10 protein-coding genes are annotated in these 11750 nt (G+C 59.8%); 3 read left to right on the top strand and 7 right to left on the bottom strand.

Annotation, left to right across the window (positions count from 1 at the left end; genetic code table 11):
* Positions 1 to 62 precede the first annotated feature (62 nt).
* Both SANT_RS21715 and SANT_RS21720 read left to right on the top strand, forming a co-directional pair.
* Complete coding sequence (locus tag SANT_RS21715) at positions 63 to 1217, top strand: mandelate racemase/muconate lactonizing enzyme family protein (protein WP_025424326.1); 1155 nt, start codon at positions 63 to 65, stop codon at positions 1215 to 1217.
* A gap of 20 nt (positions 1218 to 1237) precedes the next feature.
* Positions 1238 to 2869, top strand: a complete 1632-nt coding sequence (locus SANT_RS21720; RefSeq protein WP_025424327.1) for an ABC transporter ATP-binding protein — start codon at positions 1238 to 1240, stop codon at positions 2867 to 2869.
* Positions 2870 to 2888: 19 nt separating this feature from the next.
* Here the strand turns inward: SANT_RS21720 and SANT_RS21725 are convergent, their stop codons facing one another.
* From SANT_RS21725 to SANT_RS21755, 7 genes are read right to left on the bottom strand one after another with little or no spacing between them, the layout of a single operon-like run.
* Positions 2889 to 3692, bottom strand: a complete 804-nt coding sequence (locus tag SANT_RS21725; protein ID WP_025424328.1) for an SDR family oxidoreductase — start codon at positions 3690 to 3692, stop codon at positions 2889 to 2891.
* A gap of 11 nt (positions 3693 to 3703) precedes the next feature.
* Positions 3704 to 4906, bottom strand: coding sequence for an acyl-CoA dehydrogenase family protein (locus SANT_RS21730; protein ID WP_025424329.1), 1203 nt, complete (start codon positions 4904 to 4906; stop codon positions 3704 to 3706).
* Between the two features lie 7 nt (positions 4907 to 4913).
* Entirely contained in the window at positions 4914 to 6251 is a 1338-nt protein-coding gene (locus SANT_RS21735) for an LLM class flavin-dependent oxidoreductase (protein ID WP_025424330.1), read from the bottom strand.
* The gene (locus tag SANT_RS21740; protein WP_025424331.1) at positions 6252 to 7601 is read right to left on the bottom strand and encodes an LLM class flavin-dependent oxidoreductase; all 1350 of its coding nucleotides are present in this window, start codon (positions 7599 to 7601) and stop codon (positions 6252 to 6254) included.
* A 14-nt stretch (positions 7602 to 7615) separates the two neighbouring features.
* On the bottom strand, positions 7616 to 8881 hold the full coding sequence (locus SANT_RS21745) for an acyl-CoA dehydrogenase family protein (protein WP_025424332.1): 1266 nt from the start codon (positions 8879 to 8881) through the stop codon (positions 7616 to 7618).
* A gap of 23 nt (positions 8882 to 8904) precedes the next feature.
* A complete protein-coding gene (locus SANT_RS21750; RefSeq protein WP_025424333.1) occupies positions 8905 to 9699 on the bottom strand; it encodes a class II aldolase/adducin family protein in 795 nt (264 codons plus the stop codon).
* 37 nt (positions 9700 to 9736) lie between these two features.
* Positions 9737 to 11128, bottom strand: a complete 1392-nt coding sequence (locus SANT_RS21755) for an ABC transporter substrate-binding protein (RefSeq protein WP_158500180.1) — start codon at positions 11126 to 11128, stop codon at positions 9737 to 9739.
* Between the two features lie 61 nt (positions 11129 to 11189).
* Here SANT_RS21755 and SANT_RS24555 point away from each other — a divergent pair, with 61 nt between their 5' ends.
* On the top strand, positions 11190 to 11372 hold the full coding sequence (locus SANT_RS24555) for a hypothetical protein (RefSeq protein WP_158500181.1): 183 nt from the start codon (positions 11190 to 11192) through the stop codon (positions 11370 to 11372).
* The last annotated feature ends 378 nt before the right edge of the window (positions 11373 to 11750 follow it).

Here is an 11750-nt window from a genome sequence, read left to right on the forward strand (position 1 = left end):
GCACAGCGAAAACGGGAGCCGCCCCGGTGGCGATTGCATCACAGACAACGGAGGCCGCGACTATGACGGTTGAAGCTACACACCTGCCGCCGCCGCAGAGGGGGATCATTCGTCAGGTGGAAATTTGGCCGCTGCGCATTCCGTTACGCGGGGCGTTGCAAATTGCCGTGGGCGAGAAGCGGCCATCCCTTGATGTGGTTATCGTACGGCTTGTCACCGAGGAGGGCGTCTACGGGTTAGGTGAGACGCAGGCCTGGCGGCGGCAGGGAAGCAGTGAAACCCTGGTCGGCCTGATTGACGCCATGCAAACGTTGCTGATACCGCAAATGATCGGCCAGTCGGTCTTCGACCTGGCGGCGATAGCCGCTCGGTTTGATGAGGTACTGTATGGAAGGCTGGCGGCCAAAGCGGCGTTGCTGGATGCGCTTTACGATGCCCAGGGGCACCTGCTGGGGGTGCCGGTGTGGCAGTTGCTCGGCGGACGGGCGCGCGAGTCCATAGAAACCGGCGCGGTTCTGACGCTAAGAGCCCAGCTTGAAGACACGCTCGACGAAGCGTTGGCCTTTTATCAGCAGGGCTATCGGCACTTCAGCATCAAGGCGGGCCTGGATATTCGCCGCGATATAAAGGCGGTTTCAGCTCTGCGCCATGCATTGGGGGATGAGGCGCGCCTGCTGGTGGATGCCAACGCGGCACTGGCATTTGACGACGCGCGCCGCCTGTTGCACGGCATTGCACCTTTCGCAGTAGACGCCGCGGAGCAGCCGCTTGCCCTCCACGATCGACACGGGTTAGCGGCGCTGGCGGCAACAAGTCCCGTTGCGCTAATCCTCGATGAGAGCATAACGACCCAGGCCGATCTGTTGCAGTGGATCCCCGAGCGGGCCGCGCATGCGTTACATACCAAAACGGCAAAGAATGGCGGCATCTGGCATAGCCGGCCGTTGTGGCAGCTCGCCCACGCGGCGGGTTGGCAGGTGAGAGCGGGCAATCATCCCGCGACCTCGCTGGCGACGTTGGCGGTCGCGCACCTTGCGACGGCCTGGCCGCATACGCTGATACCGTCGCCGTTTAGCCAAAGCGTCACTCACGATCTGGTCGCCGATGTGGTGACCGAGCCGGTGCGGGTGGACAACGCCAGGCTGAGGCTCGGTACGGCGCCGGGCTGGGGCGTTGAGCTGGATATGGCGCAAATCGCCCGTTGGCAGCGTCGCTGAAACCACACCAGGAGGAAATCATGAGTCTTTTAGAGGTCCGCGATTTGCGTATCGGTTTCTCAGGAAAAACGCGGGTGCAGGGCGTCTCATTCCAGCTTGAAGCCCATGAAAAAGTGGCGCTGGTGGGGGAGTCCGGCTCGGGGAAAAGCATTACGGCCATGAGCCTGCTGCATTTGATGCCGGGCGCGCAGGTTGCGGGGGAAGCCCGCTTTGCGGGAGAAAATCTATTGACGTTGAAACCGGCGCAGATCCGCGCCATCAGCGGCCGGGATATCGCCATGATTTTCCAAGAGCCGATGACGGCGCTCAATCCTTTGAAAACCGTCGGTGAACAGATTGCGGAAAGCTATCGTTTACACGGCGGCATCACCGGCCGGGACGCCTGGCAACGCGCCGTTGAGGGTTTGCGGGAAACCGGCATCGCCGAACCTGAGCAACGGGCCTACGCCTATCCGCATCAGCTCTCCGGCGGGCAGCGCCAGCGGGTCATGATAGCGATGGCGCTGGCCGGCGAACCCCAGCTGTTATTGGCGGACGAGCCCACCACCGCGCTGGACGTCACGCTACGCCAGCAGATCCTCGCGCTGTTGACCCAACTGCAACAGCGTAACGGTATGGCAATATTATTGATAACCCATGATTTGCATTTGGTCAGGCGGTTCGCCGATCGGGTGCTGGTAATGGAAAACGGCGTCTTGGTAGAAGATGCGCCAACGGAACGACTGTTTCGTTCACCCGCGCATCCTTACACCCGCAAGCTGCTGTCCAGCCAACCGACGCGTCGGGTTGAACCGGTTGCGGCGAGCGTAAACCAGGCCCCGCCCCAGCTGCTTGCCAAAGGGGTGCGGATACGCTATCCCCGCATTAACCGGGGAATGGCTCATTGGCTGCGTCCTGGATGGCATCAGGCGGTAAATAATGCCACGCTTGAGTTGAGAAAAGGTCAAACCGTCGGCATTATCGGCGAATCCGGTTCAGGTAAAACATCGCTGGCCAACGCCGTACTGGGTCTGATTGGCCATCAGGGAACGCTGCTGGTGGATGGGGTTTCATGGGCGCAGGCCCGGCAAGGTGGAGCGACGACCCGCAAGGTGCAACGCCGCAAAATCCAGGCGGTGTTTCAAGATCCTTACTCCTCGTTGTCGCCCCGCCTGACGATAGAGCAAATCATCGGCGAGGGGCTGCAATATCATTTTCCCCATCTTTCCGCGGCTGAACGGCGAGGACGCATTTTGGCGCGGCTGGACGAGGTCAGCCTACACCCCGCGCAGTTTCCCGGGTTGTTACAACGTCACCCACACGAATTTTCCGGCGGCCAGCGGCAGCGTATCGCGATCGCCCGGGCGCTTATCGTCGAGCCGGATATTCTGGTGCTGGACGAGCCCACCAGCGCGCTGGACGTCACCGTGCAAAAACAGGTGGTGGAATTGTTACAGCAACTCCAGCGTGACCGCGGTCTGAGTTATTTGATTATCACGCACGATGTGGCGGTGGTAGCCGCTATGGCGCACCATGTGTTGGTGATGAAGGCAGGCGATGTAGTGGAAGAGGGCGAGGCTTTGCGCTTATTGTCCGCACCCCGCCACCCCTACACCCGGACGCTGGTCGAAGCCGCGCAGGCATTGCCGCGCCTGGCCCTGCCCGCTGCGTAAGCCGCGCGGGCAATGGCGTTTAAAGGATCGGCTTTTGTCCGCCGTCAACGCTCAGCACCGCGCCGGTAATGTAGCTGGCGCGTCGACTGGCGAGGAATAACGCGGCGTCGGCGATGTCCTCAGGCTCGCCAAAACGTCCTAACGGCAGCTCCGCTTCCATTTTCGCCAGCGCCTGCTCCGGGGTAAGCTGCAAACGTTTGGCCTCATGCTCAATGGAGCGATGAATACGATCCGTGAGGGTAAACCCGGGATTGATGGCGTTTAGCCGTACGCCCAAGCGTGCATAATGTTGTGCCAGCGCTAAGGTTGAGAGTAACAGTGCGGCATTCGCAGCCCCGCCCGCCGCATGGGAGGGATTAGGTACCCGCCCGCCGGTGCCGACGATATTGATGATGGCTCCGCGCTGCCCGCGGCTGTCCGGCGTCCGCTGTCGCCAGCGGGCAAGCACCGCGTCCTGGGCGTGAATATAGGTGAAGTATTTGGCGTCCATGGCGGCGTGCCAGGCGTCGCTGTCAAGCTCTTCCGGCGCGCGCCGCTGCGCATCCCCCGCGCTGTTGACCAGCACGTCAATTTCACCAAGCCAGGCCGCGGCACGATCCACCGCTCCACGCGCCTGCTGCGCATCCCGTAAGTCGGCCGACAGGGTCATCAGCCGATCTTCACCCTGCGCCAAGCTCGCCCGCGCCGCGCGCAGATGTTCTTCGCTGCGGGAAACGATTGCCACGCGCGCCCCTTCCTCCAGAAAGCGCCGCGCGACGGCGAGGCCAATGCCTTTACTGCCGCCGGTCACAACGACCCCGTTATTGTTGAGTTCAAGATCCATGTTCACGCGCCTCAAATTTTGGTGTTAATCGGCGGCAGATTGCCGTTGAGATAAAAGTCCCCCACCGCGCGGGCCTTATAGGCAACCGGATCGTGCGTGGTGTGGGTACGGGCATTGCGCCAGTGGCGATCCAGATTCAGCGTTTGGCGGGTGGCTGAGGCGCCCCCCAGGCGGAACAGCATTTCACTCACCCGCAAGGACGCCTCGGTGGTGGCAAATTTGGCTTCGGCGATGGCAATCGAGGCCTCTGCCAGCCGGCGGTCGGCGTCCGGGGCGGTGTGATAACTGGCCTCAAGCGCGTCATCCAGCAGACGCGCTCCGCGCTCAAGCAAGGCCTCCGCGCCGTGCGTCATGATGGCCATCTCCCCAACGGTCTGTAGCACATAGGGATCTTCGGTGGCGGCGTTGACGCCGCTGTCCCGTAGCACCCGCGCCTGCTCACGACCGTACCGGCAGGCGTCTTCCAACGCGGCCTGGGTAATACCGGCGTCCACCGCGCTGTGAATTAATTGGGCAAAAGCGCCTTCGTGGGTTCGGCGATGGCCAAAGGCGGGTACGGGCAGAATTTCGTCCTCGTTGATGACGACGTTATGATACTCCGTGGTGCCGCTGGCGGTAGTGCGTTGGCCCATGCCGTCCCAGTCGTCGAACATATGCACCCCAGCACGGTCCACCGGCACAAACACCGCCGCTCTCCCCCCGTCGGGATGGCGGGCGGTGACCAGGATAAGCGTCGAAAACAGACTGCCGGTACTGTACGCTTTGCGCCCGTTCAAGCGCCAGCCTGCCCCTTCGCGCCGTAAAGTCGTGGCGATGTCGCCAATGAAATTGCCCCCTTTCTCCGCCGCCGCATTGCTCATTAACCCGCCGGCGAGGGTGTGGGCGAAATAGCGCGCTTGCTGCTCGGCGCTGCCGTAGAGGCGCAATTTTTCCAGATTGGTGAATTGCGGCGCAATGGCCTGGGCAATGTTGGGATCCCCTGCCGCCAATAAGCGTAGCACCCGGCTGAAGGTGACCATATCAATTTCAGCGCCGCCAAAGGCGCGCGGCACCCGCAGGGCCAACAAGCCGCTCTGTTTAAGCTCAGTCATCTCTTCTCGGGGCAGCCGTCGCTCACGGTCACGCTGGCTGCTGCCGGCGGCAAACCGCTGGCGAAACGCGTCAGCGCGGGCCAACGCCTGTTGCGGACTGAGCACGGCAATAGTGGTGTTCACGGTCTGATCAATCCTTATGGCTGGTGGCGGCATAACGGCTCGAGGGGCGGGGCAGCGCCAAACGTTCCCGCAGCGTTTTTCCCCGATAGGCGGTGTGGAACAGGCCGCGGCGCTGTAGTTCCGGCACGACCAGATCGACGAAATCGATCAGGCCCCCCGGAAGCCACCCCGGCATGATGTTAAATCCATCTGCCCCTTCTTCGTGAAACCAACTGGCCATAAAGTCGGCAACGTCGGTCGGTGTGCCGACAAGTAAGGGATGCCCTCGCGCTACGCCGACCTGTTGGTAAAGCTGCCGCAGGGTGAGGTTGTCGCGGCGCGCCACGTTTATCAGCAGCTCAGCCCGGCTGGTATATTCCTTACCCGGCGGCAGATCAGGCAGGGGGCCATCAATGTCGAACCCGGCCAGGCTGACGCCGCCGAGATGATGTTCCAACTGCGCTAGGCCCACCTCCGGGTGAAGCAACGACTGCAATTGCTCGAATTTTTCCTGCGCCTCGCTGCGGCTGGGCGCGACGACGGGGAACAGGCCCGGCAGTATCCGCAAATCGTCAGGGTGCCGTCCGGCCTGTTGGGCCTGGGCTTTGATGTGCCGGTAAAAACGCTGGGCATCGTGCAGCGTGGTTTGCGCCGTATAAATGATCTCACCGTAACGCGCCCCCAACTGGATGCCCTGCGGCGAAGAGCCCGCCTGGACCAGCAGCGGGTAACCTTGCGGGGGTCGGGACACCGTCAGCGGGCCGCGGATGGAAAAGAATTCCCCTTGGTGGTCTAGAGTATGCAGGCGATGCGGTGAGAAATAACGCCCCTGCTGCTGGTCGGCCAGAATGGCATCATCATCCCAACTGTCCCACAGCCCCCGTACCACCTCGACAAACTCTTCGGCGCGGCGATAGCGCGTTTCAGGCCCCGGGATCGCCGCCATGGAAAAGTTATCCGCCTCCGCCTGGCTGGAGGAGGTGACAATATTCCACCCCGCGCGCCCGTCGCTTAGATGGTCCAGGGAGGCAAATTTGCGCGCCAAATGCCAGGGCTCGTTGAAGGTCGTCGATGCCGTCGCAATCAGACCGATATGCTGTGTCAACGGTGCCAACGCGGCCAGAAGCGTCAGCGGCTCCAGATGCGCTTTGGGGGTGCGTCCCAACTGTTCCGCCGCGCGATCCCTGACGGCCAATCCATCGGCGAGAAAAAACAGGTCGAATAATCCGCGCTCGGCGATAGTCACCAACTGGCGATAATGTGCCAAGCGCATCGGCGCATGGGGATCCACATCGGGATGACGCCACCCTGCAAGATGGCGCCCGGTGGTTTCCACAAACACCCCTAAATGCAGCGTACGGGCCATCTAGCGCGCCTCCCTGTTGGCATAGCGGCTGCGCGGCGGCGCCAGCCCTAAATGATCGCGTAAGGTTGTCCCCTGATAATCGGTCCTGAATAGCCCCCGGCGCTGAAGGACGGGAACGACCTCATCGATGAATTCATCCAGTCCGCCGGGCAGCCATGGCGCCATGATATTAAATCCATCGGCGGCGCCTTGGGTGAACCAGCTTTCCAGCACATCGGCAATCTCGGACGCCGTGCCAAACACGCACCAATGCCCGCGCGTGCCGGTGACATGCCAATACAGCTCGCGTATCGTCAGATTTTCGCGGCGGGCAAACGCCAACAGCAGCGCCTGTCGGCTTTGGTTGCCCTGCGTCAGCGGCAGATCAGGGACGGGATCGTCCGGGGAATAGCGGGATAAATCGACTCCGCCCAGATGACGTGCCAGCACCGCCCAACCAATTTCGGGGTTCACCAGCGCCTGTAACTGTTCAAATTTCTCCCGCGCGTGTGCGGCGCTTTCACCGACGACCGGGAACACGCCCGGCATAATTTTCAGGCTCTCCGGCGTGCGGCCAGCGCTGACCAATTGCTCCTTCACCGTGCGGTAGAAGCTCTGCGCTTCAGCCAGGTGGCGCTGGGCGGTGAAGATCACCTCGGCATGCCGCGCAGCTAAAGTCTGGCCATCGGCAGATGAGCCCGCCTGCACCATCACCGGATGTCCCTGCGGCGATCGGGAGATGGTCAAGGGGCCACGAACCTGAAAAAACTCGCCCTGATGATCGAGCACATGCAGGCGCGCCGGATCGAAAAAATAGCCCTGCTGGCGATCGTCAAGCAAGGCGTCGCTGTCCCAGCTGTCCCAGAGTCCCTTCACCACCTCGACAAACTCTTGCGCACGGCGGTAACGCAGACCATGTTCCATCACCTCGCTGCGGTTAAAATTGCGCGCTTCCCCTCCGGTCCAACTGGTCACCACATTCCAACCGGCGCGCCCGTGGCTGATATGGTCGAGGGAAGCGTATTTGCGCGCCACGTTAAACGGCTCGTTGTAGCTGGTGGAAGCGGTGGCGATTAAACCAATGCGCGAAGTGGATCCCGCCAGCGCTGAGAGCAGGGTCAACGGCTCAAAATTAACGGTACGGGACGTGCGGCCCAGCGTTTCGTCTTCTTCGTACTGAAAAGTCATTTGATCGCCAAGAAAGATCATATCGAATTTCGCGGCCTCGGCGCGCTGGGCCAGATAGCGGAAATGGTCGAAATTCATGCCGGCGCCCGCCGGTGCGTCGGGATGGCGCCAGGCGGCGATATGATGTCCGGCATCCTGCAAAAACGCCCCGAGGTGCATCTGGGCGGGTTGGGTGCTGCGCATAATAGAGTCCCTGATTAATCGTACATGGTAATGGGCGGGGGGGTCTGGTCCAGATAGTAACGCCCGACGACGCGATAGCGATGATGGATAGGATCGTGGGTGGTATGCGTTCGTGCGTTACGCCAGTGGCGATCAAAATTGTTCGCTTTTAGCGTCGCGGAAGAGCCCCCTACGTCATAAATCCGTTCCGCCGCGCGCAGCGCCGCGCCATTACAAATAATTTTCGCCTCGGCGGTCGCGATGGAGGCCGCTATCAGCCGGTTTTCCCGTGTTTTCTCGTCAAGATCGCCGTACCATCCCGACACGGCTTCGTCCACCAACGCGGCGGCGCGCAGCAGCGTGGCCTGAGCCGCATGGGCGTGGGCGGCAATGTTGCCGATGATATGCTGCACATACCAATCGTCCACCGAGCGCTCGACGCCGGATTCCGGCCGGGGACGCGCGCCGCGGTGGGCCCACTCCACGGCCTCATCCAGCACGGCAAAGGCGATACCGACTTCAATGGTGGAGTGCAGCATCTGCGTCGCCGCAGGCTGATAATTGCGACGTTTGTTCTCCGCGCTGCTATAGAACATGACCTCGCCAGGCAGTACCTGCACATTATTAAAGTCGGTGCTGCCGCTCGCCGTCAGGCGCTGTCCCATGCCGTCCCAGTCGTCATGTTGCACCACCCCTTCGCGATCGCGCGGGATAAGGGCGGAGACCGTTTCGCCGCGGTCGTTTTTGGCCGTCACGCGCAGCAAATCGGCCATCAACCCGCCGGTGCTGTAGAATTTTTTCCCCCGCAGCCGCAACCCGTCGGATGTACTGACCAGTTGGGTCGTCATGTCGGTAACAAACTTGCCGCCGCGTTCGCCGGTCGCGCCGCTGATGACATCGCCGTGGCGCAGTCCGGCAAAATAACGCGTATGCTGCGCTGAATGACCGTTCAGACGCAGGCGCTCAACCGAGGTAAAGTGAGGAATGAGCACTTGGGCGACATTAGGATCCCCTTTGGCTAGCGCGATCATGATATGCGCCAGCTCCTGATACCCCAGCTCGGGCCCGTCCCATTCCCGCGGCACCCGCGCCGCCGTAATGCCGGCCTTACGCACCCATTCGAGCGCGTCATGGGGCAGGAGGCGTTGTCTATCGCGCAAGGACGCCTCGGCGGCCAGCGCGGGCGTTAATTGCTCCGCTGCCTGGATCAGCGTCGATGCTGGGGTGTCCCGGTTAACTACCGGAAAAGCAAAATGGCCAGTGGCATGGGCTTGCTCATCCGGATAAATGTGTTGGGTCATGTTTATCTCCTACCTATCGCCAGTTAATCCCGGTAAACCACGCCATCTCGGTCCAGCAATCGTTTCAGCGCGTTGAAATGAAGAACATGACCCGGCTGATACGCGCCGGTGCGGCCATCATGCAGCGGCGTCCGGGTTATCTGATGGCGGACTTTCTCACGCAATGCCGGGGTCAATTCACGCAGCGGCTCTCCCGTCCAACGCGCATAAAGCTGGACCTGGCAGGCATATTCGAGGGCGTACAGGCGGTCCCAGGCTTCCGCCGCCGTCGCGCCGGTAACCACCACGCCATGGTTTGCCATAAAGAGGATGGATTTTAATTGTAACAACTCGGCCAGGCGCTCGCCTTCCGCAGGCTCGCGCGCTAGGGCCTGATAATCATTGTCGTAAGCGATGTCATCGCTAAGAAGCGCTTCGGCCTGACCCGTTATCAGAAGCCGCTGGTCTGCCAGACGGGCGATGGCGCTGGCGTAGGGCATATGGGTGTGAAAGACCGCCGCATGCTGTGTGGCGAAAGCATGTATCGGCGCATGAATACAATAGGCCGAGCGCTGGATCTGGCCGCCGCCTGCCAGCAGCCGACCGTCGTAGCCCACTTTGAGAAAAACGCCGGCGGTCGCTTCCGACCAATGCAACCCGAAAGGCAGCAGCAAAAAGGCCGGTTCATCGGGGACCGCCAGCGTCAGATGGTTGTAGATCCCCTGGCTGAACCCATTGCGATCGGCAAAATGATGCGAAGCGGCAAGGTCGATACGCGCCTCCCATTCCGCCGCGCTAACCTCATGTCGTGATACGGGATTAAGAGTTAACTCGGTCATCACAGTCTCCTGAAGGTAAGTCGTCATCGCCGACGGATCAGCGGGCGAGCCAGGCGTTACGGAAACCGCTATGCGCCCCGGCGGGCGAAAGATCCACCCCGTGCAATTGACGATTCCACGCGGTGAAGAACGGTGCCTGCATGACCGGGATCAACGGCAGGTCGGTCATCGCGAGACGTTGAAACGCATGGAAATCCTCAACGCGCTTTTGCGGATCCACTTCGCGTTCATAGCGGTGGATAATGGCGTCCATCGCCGGATTACTGTAGGCAAAGGCATTGGCATAAGGCACCCCCGGCGTCTGTGCTTTAGAGTCATAGACGCGGGTCAGACCCATCTGCGGATCCAGCATGATCCCCCAGCCCTGGAATACCACATCAAAGTCATAATCGGTATAGATGCGGCGGGTGAAGGTGGCATTATCCAGCGGCGTATACTTAAGCGTCACACCGATTTTGCTAAATGATTGACGCAGAAATTCCCCCACCAATAACGCCTGGCTTGAGGCCGGGTCGGTGTAGAGACGCAGCGTGATCCTGGAACCGTCCGCCTTACGCGGAAACCCGGCCTCATCCAGCAGTTGATTCGCTTTATCGAGGTTGTAGTCGTAATGGGGGATATCATCGGTAACGTAACGGGTTAACGATGAGGGTATGACGCTGTATTCCGGTTTACTCTGCCCATACCAGACGGTGTTAATCAAACGCTGGCGATCAATGGCGTGCGCGAATGCCTGACGCACTTTTTGCTGCGCCAGAAAAGGATTACGCAGATTAAAAGCGAGAAAGTAGGTTTGTGCGGCATAGGAATAGCCGCGCGAATCAAAAACCAATGCCGGATTTTGTTTTAAACGCGCGATATCGGCGAACGGCACCCCGGCAAACGGGACATAGGACACATCGCCGGATTCCAGCGCGGCGCTGCGGGCTGACGCATCGGGAATAAAACGATAAATAATTCTGTCCAGATAGGGTTTACCTTTATCCCAATAATCAGGATTACGTTCGAGTTCTACGTATTGTCCCCGTTCCCATTTTTTGAATTTGAATGGGCCCGTGCCAATAGGCTGAGCGCCCGCCGGATTGGTGCGAATGTCTTTACCCGCAAAAATATGCGCCGGCAGAACCTGTGATTCCGCGCCATCAAAAGCATTTAGAATGACCTGCGAGGGCGCACTTAAGCGGAAAATGGCCGTCCAGGGATCCGGGGTTTCCACATCTATAAGCGTGGCAAAGGTGGAACGACCGCGGGAGTGCACCTTCTTCCAGACTTCCAGGGCGGAGTAGCGTACATCGGTCGAGGTAAAGGGTTGACCGTCATGCCATTTAACATCATGGCGCAGCCTAAAAGTGATACTTTTCCCGTCTGGCGACACCGTCCATGATTGAGCCAAATTGGGCTGAGGCTGATAATTATTATCGTAAGTCAACAGCCCATCAAATAGGTTCGCCGAGATAGTCCGGTTTGAGTATTGATTATTAAAGGTGGCAGTGAGTGAACTGGGTTCAGGATCAATGGCGACAATTAACGTCCCGCCTTTAACGGGCTGGGTCGCATTGTCATCTGCATTGGCTGAAAAGATCGGTTGCCCTAGAAAAAAAGAAAAAGTGAGAATGCGCAAAAAGAACCGCAACATAGTGAACTTGCTCCTTTGGCAGGCCGTAGATGAGTAAATCATATTTATTGATAATGAATTAATGGAGTAACCAGATAGTAGCGTTAATAAAAGGTAATCCTTAAGTAATATGTTTGGGATAGCATAGTGTGATTTTTGCTAAACTCTGGCCGCTCCCGCGACGTTGATGATCTCGCTATGTAAGGCAGGAATCGCTGCGCTGTTATCCTTTTTTGCGCGGCCAGTGCGGGGAGTGCTATCGGCGATAGTGATATGACCTGCTGCTCTCGCGCAAGACGGGGCAAGTTACGCGGCGATGGCGGGGCCGCGGTGATGAAGAAGGCTCACCTGTGGCAAAGGAAGCTATTCGGCGCTGACCGCCAGCGTTGGCAATGCGTTAAGAGGTTCATCCTTTTCACCCTAGACAGAAAATGCA

Origin of the sequence: Sodalis praecaptivus, assembly GCF_000517425.1 — a bacterium.
GTDB lineage: Bacteria > Pseudomonadota > Gammaproteobacteria > Enterobacterales > Enterobacteriaceae > Sodalis_A > Sodalis_A praecaptivus.

Excerpts from the sequence above, each read along its gene's own strand:
- SANT_RS21715 (WP_025424326.1), top strand. The coding sequence starts at position 63 with ATGACGGTTGAAGCTACACACCTGCCGCCGCCGCAGAGGGGGATCATT.
- SANT_RS21720 (WP_025424327.1), top strand. The coding sequence starts at position 1,238 with ATGAGTCTTTTAGAGGTCCGCGATTTGCGTATCGGTTTCTCAGGAAAA.
- SANT_RS21725 (WP_025424328.1), bottom strand. The coding sequence starts at position 3,692 with ATGGATCTTGAACTCAACAATAACGGGGTCGTTGTGACCGGCGGCAGT.
- SANT_RS21735 (WP_025424330.1), bottom strand. The coding sequence starts at position 6,251 with ATGGCCCGTACGCTGCATTTAGGGGTGTTTGTGGAAACCACCGGGCGC.
- SANT_RS21740 (WP_025424331.1), bottom strand. The coding sequence starts at position 7,601 with ATGCGCAGCACCCAACCCGCCCAGATGCACCTCGGGGCGTTTTTGCAG.
- SANT_RS21745 (WP_025424332.1), bottom strand. The coding sequence starts at position 8,881 with ATGACCCAACACATTTATCCGGATGAGCAAGCCCATGCCACTGGCCAT.
- SANT_RS21750 (WP_025424333.1), bottom strand. The coding sequence starts at position 9,699 with ATGACCGAGTTAACTCTTAATCCCGTATCACGACATGAGGTTAGCGCG.